The sequence below is a fragment of the Bradyrhizobium sp. UNPA324 genome, from assembly GCF_006658635.1.
Taxonomy (GTDB): Bacteria; Pseudomonadota; Alphaproteobacteria; order Rhizobiales; family Xanthobacteraceae; genus Bradyrhizobium; species Bradyrhizobium nanningense.
The window spans coordinates 3,073,515-3,087,301 of the sequence record NZ_LFJD01000004.1; the positions used below are offsets into that span (position 1 = coordinate 3,073,515).

Sequence of the window (13,787 nt, forward strand, 5' to 3'; positions counted from 1 at the left end):
CGCAGATGTCGCAGATCACGTCTGAACGGGAGACAAGATCATGACCAGCAAGATGCCACCTGTTCCGCCGCAAAATCAGAGCCGCAAGGGAACCGGCGACGGCAAGCAAATGTCCGCTGATCAGACGCCGCACGGCCAGCAGCGTGCGCAAAACCCGGACCAGCAGGGACAGCAGGGCAACATCAAGCAGAACACGACCAATCAAGGCTATCAGCAAGATCGCTGAGGAGGGCGACATCCATGTCGACATCCACCAAGATCCCGAACAGCATCCGTCAGGGTGGACCAGGCGCTTCGCACGAGAATGCAAAGGCGCCTCTGGAGGTGAAGAAGCCGCCCGCCGACAATTCGCAGCGCAGCCACAGCAGCGTCTCGGGTGGCGGAGGCGAGCACGACTCCCATCACTCACACGACGAGGCCGGCAAGGGCGGCGGCAGGTGAAGATTGGAGATTCCCATGCAAGGCAGAAAGACCCACGAACAGCAGGTGCGCATTCTCGAGCGCAAGCCTAACGCTCCCGATGCGCGAGAGCTGGATCAGGCGTCAGGCCTCAGGGCCCAGGATGCCGCTGTTCATCGCGCACGGCAGGAGGCGCGCCACAGCGAGTTTCCGGTGAGCCGCGGCGGCCTCAGCCAGGAGAGCGACCACAACAAGCACAACGATCCCGGCCAGAGCGGTCACAAGCCGCCGAAACCGACAGCGGCGCAGCAAAAGCACTAAGAGATCACTGCAACAGGAGAAACCGATGCCAGCTGGGCACGGCAGCAAGACGCACTTCAGATCGGGCATGCACGGCAAGGGCACCGGCACCGGTGCCATGTCCGAGATCCCCAAGGACAAGATCGGCGACAACATGGTCCTGTCCAACCGCGACAAGAAGCAGCATTCGGACATTCGCGGCATGGACGGCAAGTCCATCCAGACCGAACAATATCAGGACCATTCAGCCAACCGGCTCGACGAGAAGCCGGAGGACGACGAGATCTGAGAGGGTTCCTCCCGACCAACTCGCGGACCGGTGTTCAGCCGGTTCGCTTTTTTGTTGCCGCAAGATCGCACTCCCAGCCGAACACGGAGCGGCCGTCGAGATCCGGCGAGGCGGCGCGCTCGCCGGCGATGTAGGTCTCCACGGAAGGCCCGCGCGCGGTCCGCTCCAGCCGCCGCGCCTGATCGTCGAGTCGTTTCATCGCCTGCATCTCTTCCTCGCGCCCGAGCTTGGCGCTCTGGATCGCGCCCTTCAGCACGCGGATGGTCTCGTCATAGACCTTGATCGGCACGGGATAGGGATGCCTGTCCTTGCCGCCATGGGCGAGCGAGAAGCGCGCGGGGTCGGCGAAGCGATAGGGCGCGCCATGCACGACCTCTGCGACCATGGCCAGCGAGCGCACGGTACGGGCACCGACGCCCGGCGTCAGCAAGAGCTCCGGGAAATCAACCGGGCCGCGTTCGGCTGCTGCGGCGAGCGTGCCGTGCAGGCGGCGCGCGAACACGTCCTTGGGCCTGACATCGTGATGCGCGGGCATGATCAGATGCGGCAGCATGGCCTGCGCCGGCTCGGACACAGTCCCGACGAGGCGTTCGAATTCTAAGACGATGCGATCGGGGCCGAGATCATCCAACAGATCGAGCTGCGCTGTGCGTGAGACATCGGCGCGATGGTCGGTGAGGTTGACGATCTCCCCCTGTTGCGGCCCGTCGATCGCGCTGTGCGGCGCATCGACAAAGCTCTTCAGCGCCTCCGAATGCCAGTGGTAGCGGCGAGCCTGGCGCTTGTCGCCGTTCATGCCCTGCTGCACCACCGTCCATTTGCCGTCGGCGGTGACGAAGAAGCCGTGGAGATAGAGGTCGAAACCGTCCTGCACAGCCGCGCTGTCGACTTTCGCCACCAGGCGGCTGGCGCGGGTCAGCTTCGCGCCGTCGAATCCGACGCGGTCGCCGAGCTGCATCAGCTCGTCCGGCGTCTTGCGCGAATGCTGGCCTCTGCCACCGCAGACATAAATCCCGAGCTCGTCCTGAAGCGGCCCCAGCCCGCGTTTCAGCGCGCCGATCACCGAGGTCGTGATGCCGGAGGAGTGCCAGTCCATTCCCATCACGGCACCGAACGACTGGAACCAGAACGGGTGGGACAGCCGCTGCAGAAAGGCGTCGCGCCCGTAATGATGCACGATCGCCTGCGTGACGATCGACCCGAGCGAGGCCATGCGGCTCGCCAGCCACGGCGGAACCCGTCCGGTGTGCAAGGGAAGATCGGCGCTGCCGCTACGTCGAGTCATGAGCTCCCTAAATTAGCCCAGTTCGGCAACACTTGCACCTACGGAATGCTGCGTTGCACAGGGCGGGGGAGCGAAGCCGGTCGAGAGACGTTGAGCCGGCTACCGCAGAGCAACGTGGGGAATAGCGATGCATTGGCAGGCCTTGATGGCCGACATCGACAGGATGTTCGGCTGGATACCGTCATGGTTCATCGGTCTCAGCCTCGTTGCGGGCGCGATGCTCCTTGCACTGTCGCTCTACCGGATCGCCAAATGGCTGCTTAACCGCGCCTTTGGGACCCGCCTTCCGCTCCTCAACGTGTTCATCGAGCGCACGTCGGGCCCGGCCCAGCTGGCGCTGTGCCTGGCGGCCGTCGCATTGGTGCTGCCGCTTGCGCCGCTCGACGACACGATCCGCACACCGCTGATGCGCCTGTTCGTCGTGGCCGTCATCGCCCTGATCGGCTGGATATCGATCAGGATCGTCGACATGAGCGCGGCGCGCTACCTGCAGAATTTCCGCGACGTCACGGAGAATTTCGTCGCGCGCAAGCACGTGACACAAGTCCGCGTGTTCAAGCGCGTCACCGACACCATCATCGTCATCATCACGGTGTCGACCGCGCTGATGACGTTCGATTCGGTGAGGCAATACGGCGTCAGCCTGTTCGCCTCCGCCGGCGCGGCCGGTATCATCGTCGGTCTTGCCGCGCGGCCATTGCTGAGCAACCTGATCGCGGGCTTGCAAATCGCGATCACCCAGCCGATCCGCATCGAGGACGCCGTGATCATCGAGAACGAGTGGGGATGGGTCGAGGATATTGCTGCGACCTATGTCGTGATCCGGCTTTGGGACTGGCGCCGCATGGTGGTGCCGCTCTCGTATTTCATCGAAAAACCGTTCCAGAACTGGACCCGCGACACCGCATCCCTGATCGGCGTGATCGCGCTCCACGTCGACTATCGCGCCGACGTTCCGCGCATTCGGCGCTGGCTGGAGGAGGCGGTGAGGCAGTCCAAGCTCTGGGATGGGGCGGTGGTCAATCTTCAGGTGATCGACGCGGACTCCCGCACCATCGAGCTGCGGGCGCTGGTTAGCGCGCGGAACGCGCCGCAATCCTGGGACCTTCGCTGCGAGATCAGGGAAAGGCTCGTGGCCTTCATTCGCGACGAGATGCCGGAAGCGCTGCCGCGCGATCGCGCGATCCTGATCCCGTCAGCCCAAGACGATGGCGATCTCCTCCAGCGCGTCGCACCGGAGAAGGTGCGGGCGAGCGCGCGCAATTGACTCTCTGCGCGATCAGCCGGCGCCGACCACGGCCGCGCCGGCCGACCCGTCCGCGCGCGGTCGCCGCTTGCGCAAAGTTCGCCGCGCCCAGATCAGGAGGCCGGTCGACAGCAGCGTCAAGAGCGCGATCGACGTTACGACATTGAGCGGCGAGGCGATCAGGGCCGACCAGTTTCCTTCGTGGATCAGGCGCGGCCAGTTGCGCGGCAGCGCTGTGACCTCCGACGACGTGACGGCATAAGCGCGCAGCTCGCCGCCGTCATAAAGTCTCGCCATCATGCGGCCGCCGCGCGTACCGATCGAGATCACATGCGACAGCTCATGCGAGGCCGCGACCATGCGTGTCGCGTCGGGTAGGGCGAGAGGGCGGCCGGTTGCGGCCGGAGGAGCTCCACTCTGGAATGTCAGGCCGAACGCCATGCAAAGGCCGGTCAATGGACTGAGCAGGATCAGCGGCAGCGTGAACCACGCGGTTGCCTTATGCCATCCCGAGAGCGTGTTGCGCAGCCGCGGCAATCCCATGACGATGCCGAGCAGCAGGATGATCACCATGGCCAGCGTGGATGCCGTCACCAGCCAGGCCTGCCCCATCAGTCGTTCATGCGTGAACCGCGCCCAGAGGAAGACATCCGACAGGGTTGAACCGGTCGAGGCGGCTTCGCCGCTTGAAAGATCGATCGCCGGCACGTTGGTGCCCTGCAGCGTGATCCGTTGGCTGGCCGCGTTGATGGAGAGCCCGCGCGCCTTGCCGTCGGGATCGTATCGCTTCATCAGTTCGACGACACGGCCGGCCTCGATCGCGGGACCGCCAATGCCACTCGTTTGCACGAGGGGCTCGACGGACAGGATCAGACCGGTGACGATGATCGCGAGCAGGGGAAGGGCGAAGACCAGAGTAATCCAGCGATGAAGTCTCAACAATGCGGGTTTGCTCATTCGTCGTCCTCGATGTTCTCCAGACCGTGCTCGCGCAGAGCCGTCCAAAACACAAATGACGCTTTATCCATGTTGTTGCGTTGATTTACGGCAACCGGAATTAAAGTTCGCTGCGATGCGCGCTGACGGTACTCGAGTCGCGCGCTACGCGTCGTGGCACGCTGTGCGCCGGCGCGCGTGCTACCGTGAATGAAAGGCCTATTCGCGCTTGGCCTTGATCGCGCCGCGCAATCCCGCCTGCTGCTGGATCGTGTCGAGCGCGCCGGATGATTGCTCGTCCGCCACGAAGCGGTTGAGCAGGGGAAGGGCATCCTCGCGTCCCCTGGGAATCGCGATGGCCATGTGCTCCAGGCCCCAATTGCCGTCGAGAATCCGCGCGCCCGGCATCTGGTCGGACATCTCGAACAGTGTCGGCTTGTTGGTCGCATAGAGATCGATCTCGCCGCGGCCGAACATGCCGATGGCGGCCTTGACGCTTTCGGCGGGGACGATGGTCGCGTTCTTGAACTTCGTCGGAAGAGTGCGCTCTGAGGTCGAGCCTTTGGTGACGCCGATCTTCACACCCGGCTTGTCGATATCCTCGATCTTGCCGATTGGTGACTTCGCCGGGACGAGAAAGCCGAGCTCGATCGCCAGCACGGGCTGGCTGAAGCTCACTTCGCTTGCGCGGGCTGGCGTGGCGTTGGTCACGGTGAAGTCGACCTTGCCGTCATGGATCGCGCTGACGATGTCGGCGACGCGCTGAAACCTGACATAATCGACGCCGACGCCAAGCTGCTTCGCCAGCTCGGCGCCGAGATCGTAGCTGAGGCCGTGCGGCTTGCCGGCCGCATCCGAGACCATCGAGGTCGGACTGCCCGGATAGACGCCGACGCGCAGCGCCCCGCTCGGCGCCAGAAGTTTGACTTCGCCGTCGGCGCGCACAGGCGTGCCGAACAGGCTGATGACTGCAATGAGGAACAGCGCGGTGCACGGCCGGCATCTGGAAAAGGGCTTCATCTGAAGAGTCTCACTGCGCGCGGATATTGGCCGCCTTCAGCACCGGCTCCCATTTCGTCGCCTCTACGTGCATATAGGCGTCGAAATCCTTGGCGGACGAGCCGACCGGAGTTGCGCCGATCTTGCCGAGCGTCGACAGCACATTCGCATCCTGCAGCGCGGCCTTGAGATCGGTCTCGAGCTTCGCCACGATCTCCGGCGGCATCTTGGCCGGGCCCAGCACGCCCCACCAGACCGAGACGTCATAGCCGGGCACGCCGGACTCCGCGACGGTCGGAACGTTCGGCAGGGCCTTGGAGTGTTCGGCCGAGGTCACCGCGAGCGCGCGCACCGGGCCGCCTTCGAGCTGGCCGATCGCTTCGGCGAGCGGATTGATGCTGAGCGGGATCTCGCCTGATATCACTGCCGTCAGTGCCGGTGCGCCGCCCTTGTAGGGGATGGAGACGATCCTGGTGCCGGACATGTATTTCAACAATTCGCCGGCGAGATGCGCTGAGGTGCCGTTGCCGGACATGCCATAGGAAAGCTTGTCCGGCTCTTTCTTTGCTGCAGCGAGGAGATCGCCGAGCGTCTTGTAAGGACTGTCCTTCGCCACCACGATTGCGAGCGGAGAGGAAGCCACTTCCGTGATGGCCGTAAAGTCCTTGAAGGTGTCGTAGGGCACGCTCGGATAGATGAACTGGTTGAGCGGATGGCCGCTCGCCACCAGGATCAGCGTGTAGCCGTCGGGCGCGGCCTGCGTCAACGCCTGCGAGGCGACGATGCCGCCGGCGCCGGGGCGATTGTCGACCACCGGCTGCTGACCCCAGGTCTTCGCCAGCGCCTGGCCCAGCGTGCGCGCGAGCACGTCGACCGCGCCGCCGGCCGCATAGGGGACCAGAATGTGGACCGGCTTGCTCGGATAATTGTCGGCGGCCTGCGCGACGCCGCCCAGCAGCAGACCGGCACTCAGCACCAAACCGCCGATCGTCTTGTTCAAACCCAACATTTCCCAGCACTCCTTGAGGGCGTTTGCGTGCTTGCCGTCGGTCTTCCGGCCGGCTTGAACGCCGCCCATGGTTTTTGTTGACGAGACCTGATCTTTTGTACGATAGTACAAATCACATGGTACGCAAGCCCACCAGCAAGGAAACGGCCCGTAAGCCGAATATGCGCGAGGCAATCCTCGCCGCGGCCGAGGAGCTATTCGCCACCAACGGCTTCAACGCCGTCTCGGTGCGCGACATCGCGCAAGCTGCCGGGGCCAATCCTGGCAGTGTGACCTATCATTTCAAGACCAAGGACGGTCTGCTGCTGGAGATCTATCGGCGCCATTGCGGGCCGATGAATCTGCGTCGTTCGGAGTTGCTCGCGGCAGCTAGGCGCGTGCGCGATCTCCAGGACCGGCTGGAAGCGATCGTGCGCGCCTACGTGGTGCCGGCCTTCACCTCGGGCAGCGATCTCGCCGGCGGCGGGGCGCGCTTCACGCGGCTGCGCGCCGTGATGTCGGCGGAAGGCAACGAGGTCGCGCGAAAGATCATCGCGCAGACATTTGACGACACCAGCCACGCCTTCATCGATGCGATCCACGAAAGCCTGCCGCACATTCCGCGCAACGACATCGTCTGGCGCAGCCACTTCCTGCTCGGCGCGCTCTATTATTCGCTGGTGACGCCGGACCGCGTTTCGCGCTTGTCGCGCGGCGAGGCCGACGGCGGCGATGCCGCGGGTGCCATCGAGCAACTGGTGCAGGCGACGGTTGCCTCGTTCCAGGCGCCGCCGCTCGATCATGCCGCGCCGGCGCGTCGGCGGCCGGTCGTCAGCAGCAAGACTTGAAAGAAGCCACCCGAGGGGAGGCGCGTAACAGCGCTTCCGCTCGCAGGCGGACGATGTCACGGGGTGATGGAAACATGAACAGGCGGGAGTGCTTGCATCTCTTGACCGGCTTGGCGGGCGCCGCGCTCGCGAGCGAAGCGCGCGCGCAAGGCGCAGAGCCGAAAGCCATGCCGACGATCGCCCCGCCGGATCCGAGTCCCAAGATGCCGTCGTTCAAGCTGCCGGCAAAATCATGCGATAGCCACACTCACATCTTCGGCCCGGCGTCGCGTTACCCGTTCGCGGAGAAGCGTCCCTACAACACGGCTGATGCGCCGCTGGAGGCGTTCCGCAGCGTCCATGAGAAGATCGGTGTCGAGCGCTGCGTCATCGTGAATGCCACCGTGCACGGCACCGACAATCGCGTCGTCACCGATGCCATCGCCCAGAGCGAGGGTGCCTATAAGGGCATTGCCAACGTCAATGACGAGATGACCGAGAAGGAGTTGGCGGCGCTCGACAAGGCCGGCATCTGCGGTTGCCGTTTCGCCTTCCTCAAGCGCCTCGGCGGCGTCGGTGACATGAACAAGTTCCAGCGCATCGTGCACCGCGTCGCGGAGCTCGGCTGGCATATCGACGTCTATTTCGAGCCGGGCACGATTGCCGAATTCGCGCCCGTCCTCACCGCGCTGCCGACGCCCTACGTGATCGATCACATGGGCACGGTGCAGGCTGCGAAAGGTCTTGACGATCCCGGCTTCACAGCGCTGCTCGACCTTCAGAAAAAGGACGAAAAGTGCTGGGTCAAGATCACCGGCCTCGAACGGGCCTCGAGCGCCGGCAAGCCGTTCCACGACGCCGTGCCGTTCGCGAAGGCGCTGATCGACAATGCACCCGATCGCGTGCTCTGGGGCACCGACTGGCCGCATCCCAACGTCAAGGTCATGCCGAACGACGGCGATCTCGTTGACCTCATTCCCCTCTACGCGCCCGACGCAAAGATCCGGCAGAAGCTGCTGGTCGACAATCCCGCCCGCCTGTTCAAGTTCAGCTGATGACGATGATGTACACGCCGACTATTCCGCCGCCGGATCCGAACACGCGCACGCCCAGGTTCAAGCTGCCGAAGCTGTCCTGCGATGCGCATTGCCACATCTTCGGGCCCGGCGCGAAATATCCTTATGCGCCGGATCGTTCCTACACGCCGCCGGACGCGCCGCTCGAGGATTTTCGCATCCTGCATGCCAAGCTCGGGGTCGAGCGGGCCGTCATCGTGAACGCCAGCGTACACGGAACCGACAACAGTGTGGCGCTCGATGCCATCGCGCAGAGTAACGGCGCCTATCGTGCTGTCGCCAATATCGACGACACCATCACCGAGCGCGGGCTTCGCGTCCTGCACGAGGGCGGCTTCCGCGGCTGCCGTTTCAACTTCGTCCGCCATCTCGGCGGCGTGCCCGACAAGGGTGTGTTCGATCGCGTCATCGCGATGGTCGGCCCGCTCGGCTGGCACGTCGACCTGCATTTCGACGCGATCGATTTGCCGGACTATGCCGACATGCTGGCAAAGTTGCCGCTGAGCTACACGATCGACCATATGGGGCGGGTAAAGGCGTCCGACGGGCTCGACCAACTTCCGTTCAAGATCCTGATCGAGCTGATGCAGCGCGACGAGAAATGCTGGGTCAAGATCTGCGGTTCGGAGCGGGTGTCCTCGGCCGGCCCGCCGTTCACCGACGCGGTGCCGTTTGCACGAAAGATCGTCGAGACCGCGCCCGACCGCGTCATCTGGGGCACCGACTGGCCGCACCCCAACGTCAAGGCGATGCCGAACGACGGCGACCTGGTCGATCTGATCCCGCTGCTCGCGCCGGAGCCGGAGCTTCAGCAGAAGATCCTCGTCGATAATCCCGCGCGCCTGTTCGAGTTCGACCGATGACGGCGCTCTCGGTCGACAAGCCGAGCGGGCGCGCCTGGTGGAAGGAGCTCTGGATCCAGGTGCTGATCGCCATGGCGGCCGGCATCGCCCTTGGGATCGTCAGTCCCGAGACGGGCGCCAAGATGCAGCCGTTCGGGGACGCCTTCATCAAGGCGATCCGGATGCTGATCGCGCCGATCATCTTCTGCACCGTCGTGCACGGCATCGCCCATATGGCCGATATGGCGCGCGTCGGGCGCGTCGCTGTCAAAGCGATCGTCTATTTCGAGATCATGACCACGATTGCGCTGATCATCGGCCTCATTGCGGTCAATCTGCTCAAGCCCGGCGTCGGCATGAACATCGATCCCGCCAGCATCAATGCCAGCGCGATCGAGCCTTACGTCAAGCAGACCGGTGCGATCGGCTTCGTGCCGTTCCTGATGAACATCGTGCCTGCGACCTTCATCGGCGCCTTCGCCGAAGGCAACATTCTCCAGGTGCTGTTCATTTCCGTGCTGTGCGGCTTTGCATTGGTGCAGCTCGGCAAGCACGGCGCGCCACTGGTCCATCTGATCGATATCGCCGCAAAGATGGTGTTCGCGGTCGTCGGCTTCGTGATGTGGGCGGCACCGATCGGCGCGTTCGGGGCCATTGCCTTCACGGTGGGCAAGTTCGGCGTCGGCTCGCTGGCTTCGCTCGGAAAACTGCTGGGCGGCTTCTATCTGACTTGCGTGGTGTTCATCGTCGTGGCGCTCGGGCCGGTGGCGCGGTTCTGCGGCTTTTCGCTGGTGAAACTGATTCGCTACATCTGGGAGGAGCTGCTGATCTGCATCGCCACGACGTCGTCCGAGACGGTGCTGCCGCGGATGCTGATCAAGCTGGAGAAGGCCGGCTGCGAGAAGAGCGTGGTCGGACTGGTGATCCCGACCGGCTATTCCTTCAATCTCGACGGCACCTGCCTTTACCTCGCCGCGGCCTCGGTGTTCCTGGCGCAGGCGACCAACACGCCGTTCGGGCTCGCTGAACAGATCGAGCTGCTGCTGATCCTACTCGTGACCTCCAAGGGCGCGGCGGGCATCGCGGGCGCCGCCTTCGTCGTGCTGGCGGCGACGTTGTCTGCCACCGGCACCATCCCAGTCACGAGCGTCGCGCTGGTGCTGGGCATCCACCGCCTGATGTCGCAGGGGCTGACGCCGACTAATCTCATCGGGAATGCGGTCGCGACGATCGCGATTGCGAAATGGGAAGGGGCGCTCGATGGCGATCGGCTGAGACGCGTGCTCGACGGTGAGGAACAAGCCGCCGCAATGGCTTGAGGAACTTGCTGCCTGCATGAGGCAGGGAGCCTATGATGCTTACGAACGAAAGAGGGAATTCGTCCCATGAAGACAGGTCTCGTGGTCACCGCTCATCCCGGCGATTTCGTCTGGCGCGCCGGCGGCGCCATCGCGCTGCACGCGAAGAAGGGCTATCGCATGAAGATCGTCTGCCTGTCCTTCGGCGAGCGCGGCGAGAGCCAGTTCGCCTGGAAGGAGAAGGGCGCGACGCTGGAATCGGTCAAGGCCGGGCGTAAGGACGAGGCGGAGCGCGCTGCGAAGCTGCTGGGTGCCGAGATCGAGTTCTTCGACTGCGGCGACTATCCACTGAAGCTCACCGAGACGCATTTCGACCGTATGGTCGACATCTACCGCGAGCTCAATCCGAGCTTCGTGCTGACGCACGCGCTGGAGGACCCCTATAATTTCGACCATCCGAACGCGGCGCATTTCGCGCAGGAGACGCGCGTGGTCGCGCAGGCGATGGGCCACAAGCCCGGCGCGCAGTACAAATACTCCGCGCCGCCGGTCTTCCTGTTCGAGCCGCATCAGCCCGAGCAGTGCAATTACAAGCCGGATCTGCTGCTCAAGATCGACGAGGTCTGGAAGGAGAAATACGAAGCGTTCCAGATCCTGGCCGCGCAGAAGCATCTGTGGGGCTATTACGAGCGCGTCGCGCTCAACCGCGGCATCCAGGGCAGCCGCAACACCGGCGTGCCCATGACCTATGGCGAGGCCTATCAGCGCCTGTTCCCGACGGTTGCGGAGGAGCTGGCATGAAGCCGGTCGTCGTTCGCAACATCAGGCGCGCCGATCCCGCCGGCATGGCGGAATATGGCGTCTCGACCGTTCACGAGGCCTATGGCCGCATCGGCCTGATGAAGCCATATTTGCGGCCAGTCTGGCCCGGTGCTGCGATTGCCGGCCCCGCGGTCACCGTGCTGGCGCAGCCCGGCGACAATTGGATGATCCATGTTGCCGTCGAGCAGTGCAAAAAGGGTGACATCCTCGTCGTCGGCTGCACCACCGACAATACCGACGGCATGTTCGGGGAACTGCTGGCGACCTCGCTTAGGGCGCGCGGCGTGCAAGGGCTGATCATCGATGCCGGTTGCCGTGACGTCAAGGCGCTGCACGAGATGAGGTTTCCGGTGTGGTCGCGTGCGATCTCGGCTAAAGGCACCGTCAAGGCCACGCTCGGTTCGGTCAACGTTCCCGTGGTCTGCGCCGGCGTCAACGTCGACCCCGGCGACATCGTCGTGGCCGATGACGATGGCGTCGTCGTCGTGCCGAAGCGTTATGCAGCCGAGGTCGCCGAGAAGGCGAAGAAGCGCAACGCGGACGAGGGCGGCAAGCGCAAGCGCCTGGCCTCGGGCGAACTCGGGCTCGACATGTACAATATGCGCGAGGCGCTGGCGAAGGCCGGGCTCGTCTATGTCGACAATCCCGAGGACGTCTAAGGCGAAGACAAGCGGAGCGGGTGGATGGATCGTCTCAAGCTGAAGGCCGTGCTCGGCAGTCACCCCCATGTGCAGGCGGTGAAGAGCGGCGCGCTGCGCTCCGACCTCTTCGACCTGGACTTCATCGAGTACACGCCGACCAACACCGCGTTCAAGCCGATGGTGAGGGAGCAGGCCTTCGACGTCTGCGAGATGGCGATCGTCACCTTTCTAATGGCGAAGGCGCATGGCAAGCCGCTGGTCCTGTTGCCGGCGGCCATGCTCGGGCGCTTCCAGCATTCCTATGCGCTCTACGATCCTGCACGTGGATCGTTCGGACCGTCCGATCTCGAAGGCAAGCGCGTCGGTATCCGGTCGTTCACGACGACGACCGGCGCCTGGATCAGGGGTATCCTCGCCAACGACTACGGCGTCAACCTCGACAAGATCCGTTGGATCACCTTCGAGGATCCGCACGTGGCGGAATATGTCGACACCACCGAGCGCGCGGCCAAGGACAAGAAGATCCTGCAAATGCTGCTGGACGGCGAGCTCGATGCCGTGCTTGGCGAGACTTCGAACGATCCCAAGCTGAAACCACTCTTCCCCGATCCGGCCGCGGAGGCCGCCAAATGGTATGCCCATCGCGGCGTCGTGCCCGTCAATCATCTCGTGGTCGTGACCGAGCAGCTCGCAAAATCCCGTCCTGACGTGGTCGCGGGCGTTTATGATCTGCTCAAGCGGAACAAGGAGCAGGTAGGGCTTGCGACCGCACCCGATCTCGTTCCGTTCGGGATCGAGGCCAACAGGAAGCCGCTCGAGCTGATTGTCGACTACGCCTTCCAGCAGGCGCTGATCCCGCGCCGCTATGCGGTCGAGGAGCTGTTCGACGAGACGACACGAGGATTGAACTGATGGCCGATCCGAAGCGCTGGCAGATCGGGCTGGTTGGGTATGGCGAGGTCGGCCGGATCCTGGCCGAGGATTTGCGTCAGCAGGATATCAAGGTCTTAGCCTACGACATCAAGCTCGGAAGCGAGCAGGGTACCTCGCTGAAGCAGCATGCGGCAAAATTCGGTGTGACGCTCGCGGTTTCGCACGCCGAACTGACTGCGAAATGCGACTTCATCATCTCCGCCGTCACCGCCAGCCAGGCCGTGCCGGTGGCAAAGGCCTGTGCCGCCGCGATCAACCAGGGCACCTGGTTCCTCGATTTCAATGCGGCCTCTCCCGGCGCCAAGCAGCGTGCGTCAGCCCTGATCGATGGCGGAGGCGGTCGCTATGTCGAGGGCGCGGTGATGACCTCGGTGCCGCCCTATCGCATCAAGGTGCCGCTGCTGCTCGGCGGTCCCGGCGCGAGGGAGATCGAGCCGCTTTTGAACGCGATCGGCTTTGCCGCGAAGGTTGCGAGCGACGAGCTCGGTGTGTCCTCCGCGGTGAAGATGTGCCGCAGCATCATGATCAAGGGTCTTGAGGCCATGGTCATCGAGAGTTTCACGACCGCGCGCGCCTATGGGGTCGAGGATGCCGTGCTGGCCTCGCTCGCGGAGACGTTTCCCGGGATCAACTGGGAGAAGCAGGGCGCCTATTTCTTCCAGCGCGTGATCGAGCACGGACGCCGGCGTGCCGAGGAAGTGCGGGAGGTTGCCGAGACCGTACGTGAGGCGGGACTGACACCATGGTCCGCGCAAGGCACTGCTGAACGGCAGGCGTGGGTGGCTGACCTCGCCGATGAAGGGCTGTTCGGCGCCAGGGGCACCAAGGAATTCGCCCGCAGCGCTGATTGGCGTACCGAGGCAGACCGGATACTGGCGAAGATCAAGCGCTGACGCCGAACGCGTG

Annotated in this window: 17 protein-coding genes; 13 read left to right on the top strand and 4 right to left on the bottom strand. The window is 64.1% G+C overall.

The annotated features are described in order from the left end of the window. Nucleotides 1-40 precede the first annotated feature (40 nt). The 4 genes from UNPA324_RS14895 to UNPA324_RS14910 are packed head-to-tail and all read left to right on the top strand — an operon-like array spanning nucleotide 41 to nucleotide 988. Nucleotides 41-226, top strand: coding sequence for a hypothetical protein (locus UNPA324_RS14895; RefSeq protein ID WP_128922404.1), 186 nt, complete (start codon nucleotides 41-43; stop codon nucleotides 224-226). A 14-nt stretch (nucleotides 227-240) separates the two neighbouring features. After that, entirely contained in the window at nucleotides 241-441 is a 201-nt protein-coding gene (locus tag UNPA324_RS14900) for a hypothetical protein (RefSeq protein WP_141934995.1), read from the top strand. A 15-nt stretch (nucleotides 442-456) separates the two neighbouring features. Beyond that, the gene (locus UNPA324_RS14905) at nucleotides 457-720 is read left to right on the top strand and encodes a hypothetical protein (RefSeq protein WP_128922403.1); all 264 of its coding nucleotides are present in this window, start codon (nucleotides 457-459) and stop codon (nucleotides 718-720) included. A 25-nt stretch (nucleotides 721-745) separates the two neighbouring features. Continuing rightward, nucleotides 746-988 (top strand): hypothetical protein, encoded by a 243-nt coding sequence (locus tag UNPA324_RS14910; RefSeq protein WP_141934996.1) that lies wholly within the window; start codon nucleotides 746-748, stop codon nucleotides 986-988. 34 nt (nucleotides 989-1,022) lie between these two features. Here UNPA324_RS14910 and UNPA324_RS14915 read toward each other — a convergent pair whose 3' ends face one another. Continuing rightward, nucleotides 1,023-2,273 carry a DUF763 domain-containing protein gene (locus UNPA324_RS14915; RefSeq protein WP_141934997.1) on the bottom strand — a complete coding sequence of 417 codons (1,251 nt, stop codon included), beginning with the start codon at nucleotides 2,271-2,273 and terminating at the stop codon, nucleotides 1,023-1,025. A gap of 127 nt (nucleotides 2,274-2,400) precedes the next feature. Here UNPA324_RS14915 and UNPA324_RS14920 point away from each other — a divergent pair, with 127 nt between their 5' ends. Continuing rightward, entirely contained in the window at nucleotides 2,401-3,540 is a 1,140-nt protein-coding gene (locus UNPA324_RS14920; RefSeq protein ID WP_141934998.1) for a mechanosensitive ion channel family protein, read from the top strand. 12 nt (nucleotides 3,541-3,552) lie between these two features. Here the strand turns inward: UNPA324_RS14920 and UNPA324_RS14925 are convergent, their stop codons facing one another. The 3 genes from UNPA324_RS14925 to UNPA324_RS14935 form a co-directional block, all read right to left on the bottom strand. After that, complete coding sequence (locus tag UNPA324_RS14925; RefSeq protein ID WP_141934999.1) at nucleotides 3,553-4,476, bottom strand: PepSY domain-containing protein; 924 nt, start codon at nucleotides 4,474-4,476, stop codon at nucleotides 3,553-3,555. A 198-nt stretch (nucleotides 4,477-4,674) separates the two neighbouring features. Further along, nucleotides 4,675-5,475, bottom strand: a complete 801-nt coding sequence (locus UNPA324_RS14930) for an ABC transporter substrate-binding protein (RefSeq protein WP_141935000.1) — start codon at nucleotides 5,473-5,475, stop codon at nucleotides 4,675-4,677. Between the two features lie 10 nt (nucleotides 5,476-5,485). Further along, the gene (locus UNPA324_RS14935; RefSeq protein WP_141935001.1) at nucleotides 5,486-6,463 is read right to left on the bottom strand and encodes a tripartite tricarboxylate transporter substrate binding protein; all 978 of its coding nucleotides are present in this window, start codon (nucleotides 6,461-6,463) and stop codon (nucleotides 5,486-5,488) included. 116 nt (nucleotides 6,464-6,579) lie between these two features. On the opposite strand from UNPA324_RS14935, the gene UNPA324_RS14940 reads away from it, so the two are divergent. From UNPA324_RS14940 to UNPA324_RS14975, 8 genes are all read left to right on the top strand, one after another. Further along, nucleotides 6,580-7,290 (top strand): TetR/AcrR family transcriptional regulator, encoded by a 711-nt coding sequence (locus tag UNPA324_RS14940; RefSeq protein WP_141935002.1) that lies wholly within the window; start codon nucleotides 6,580-6,582, stop codon nucleotides 7,288-7,290. Nucleotides 7,291-7,364: 74 nt separating this feature from the next. After that, complete coding sequence (locus tag UNPA324_RS14945) at nucleotides 7,365-8,324, top strand: amidohydrolase family protein (protein WP_141935003.1); 960 nt, start codon at nucleotides 7,365-7,367, stop codon at nucleotides 8,322-8,324. Beyond that, on the top strand, nucleotides 8,324-9,208 hold the full coding sequence (locus UNPA324_RS14950; RefSeq protein ID WP_141935004.1) for an amidohydrolase family protein: 885 nt from the start codon (nucleotides 8,324-8,326) through the stop codon (nucleotides 9,206-9,208). The genes UNPA324_RS14945 and UNPA324_RS14950 overlap by 1 nt, the downstream gene beginning before the upstream one ends. After that, the gene (gene dctA, locus UNPA324_RS14955) at nucleotides 9,205-10,506 is read left to right on the top strand and encodes a C4-dicarboxylate transporter DctA (RefSeq protein ID WP_141935005.1); all 1,302 of its coding nucleotides are present in this window, start codon (nucleotides 9,205-9,207) and stop codon (nucleotides 10,504-10,506) included. Before UNPA324_RS14950 ends, dctA begins: the two co-directional genes overlap by 4 nt. A gap of 66 nt (nucleotides 10,507-10,572) precedes the next feature. After that, nucleotides 10,573-11,286, top strand: coding sequence for a PIG-L deacetylase family protein (locus UNPA324_RS14960; RefSeq protein ID WP_141935006.1), 714 nt, complete (start codon nucleotides 10,573-10,575; stop codon nucleotides 11,284-11,286). Next, nucleotides 11,283-11,966 carry a 4-carboxy-4-hydroxy-2-oxoadipate aldolase/oxaloacetate decarboxylase gene (locus UNPA324_RS14965; RefSeq protein WP_141935007.1) on the top strand — a complete coding sequence of 228 codons (684 nt, stop codon included), beginning with the start codon at nucleotides 11,283-11,285 and terminating at the stop codon, nucleotides 11,964-11,966. The genes UNPA324_RS14960 and UNPA324_RS14965 overlap by 4 nt, the downstream gene beginning before the upstream one ends. A gap of 24 nt (nucleotides 11,967-11,990) precedes the next feature. Next, on the top strand, nucleotides 11,991-12,860 hold the full coding sequence (locus tag UNPA324_RS14970; RefSeq protein ID WP_141935008.1) for a substrate-binding domain-containing protein: 870 nt from the start codon (nucleotides 11,991-11,993) through the stop codon (nucleotides 12,858-12,860). After that, nucleotides 12,860-13,774 carry a DUF1932 domain-containing protein gene (locus UNPA324_RS14975; RefSeq protein WP_141935009.1) on the top strand — a complete coding sequence of 305 codons (915 nt, stop codon included), beginning with the start codon at nucleotides 12,860-12,862 and terminating at the stop codon, nucleotides 13,772-13,774. The genes UNPA324_RS14970 and UNPA324_RS14975 overlap by 1 nt, the downstream gene beginning before the upstream one ends. Nucleotides 13,775-13,787 lie beyond the last annotated feature (13 nt).

Coding starts and splice junctions, on each gene's coding strand:
- UNPA324_RS14895 (WP_128922404.1), top strand. CDS start 41: ATGACCAGCAAGATGCCACCTGTTCCGCCGCAAAATCAGAGCCGCAAG.
- UNPA324_RS14900 (WP_141934995.1), top strand. CDS start 241: ATGTCGACATCCACCAAGATCCCGAACAGCATCCGTCAGGGTGGACCA.
- UNPA324_RS14905 (WP_128922403.1), top strand. CDS start 457: ATGCAAGGCAGAAAGACCCACGAACAGCAGGTGCGCATTCTCGAGCGC.
- UNPA324_RS14910 (WP_141934996.1), top strand. CDS start 746: ATGCCAGCTGGGCACGGCAGCAAGACGCACTTCAGATCGGGCATGCAC.
- UNPA324_RS14915 (WP_141934997.1), bottom strand. CDS start 2,273: ATGACTCGACGTAGCGGCAGCGCCGATCTTCCCTTGCACACCGGACGG.
- UNPA324_RS14920 (WP_141934998.1), top strand. CDS start 2,401: ATGCATTGGCAGGCCTTGATGGCCGACATCGACAGGATGTTCGGCTGG.
- UNPA324_RS14925 (WP_141934999.1), bottom strand. CDS start 4,476: ATGAGCAAACCCGCATTGTTGAGACTTCATCGCTGGATTACTCTGGTC.
- UNPA324_RS14930 (WP_141935000.1), bottom strand. CDS start 5,475: ATGAAGCCCTTTTCCAGATGCCGGCCGTGCACCGCGCTGTTCCTCATT.
- UNPA324_RS14935 (WP_141935001.1), bottom strand. CDS start 6,463: ATGTTGGGTTTGAACAAGACGATCGGCGGTTTGGTGCTGAGTGCCGGT.
- UNPA324_RS14940 (WP_141935002.1), top strand. CDS start 6,580: ATGGTACGCAAGCCCACCAGCAAGGAAACGGCCCGTAAGCCGAATATG.
- UNPA324_RS14945 (WP_141935003.1), top strand. CDS start 7,365: ATGAACAGGCGGGAGTGCTTGCATCTCTTGACCGGCTTGGCGGGCGCC.
- UNPA324_RS14950 (WP_141935004.1), top strand. CDS start 8,324: ATGACGATGATGTACACGCCGACTATTCCGCCGCCGGATCCGAACACG.
- dctA (WP_141935005.1), top strand. CDS start 9,205: ATGACGGCGCTCTCGGTCGACAAGCCGAGCGGGCGCGCCTGGTGGAAG.
- UNPA324_RS14960 (WP_141935006.1), top strand. CDS start 10,573: ATGAAGACAGGTCTCGTGGTCACCGCTCATCCCGGCGATTTCGTCTGG.
- UNPA324_RS14965 (WP_141935007.1), top strand. CDS start 11,283: ATGAAGCCGGTCGTCGTTCGCAACATCAGGCGCGCCGATCCCGCCGGC.
- UNPA324_RS14970 (WP_141935008.1), top strand. CDS start 11,991: ATGGATCGTCTCAAGCTGAAGGCCGTGCTCGGCAGTCACCCCCATGTG.
- UNPA324_RS14975 (WP_141935009.1), top strand. CDS start 12,860: ATGGCCGATCCGAAGCGCTGGCAGATCGGGCTGGTTGGGTATGGCGAG.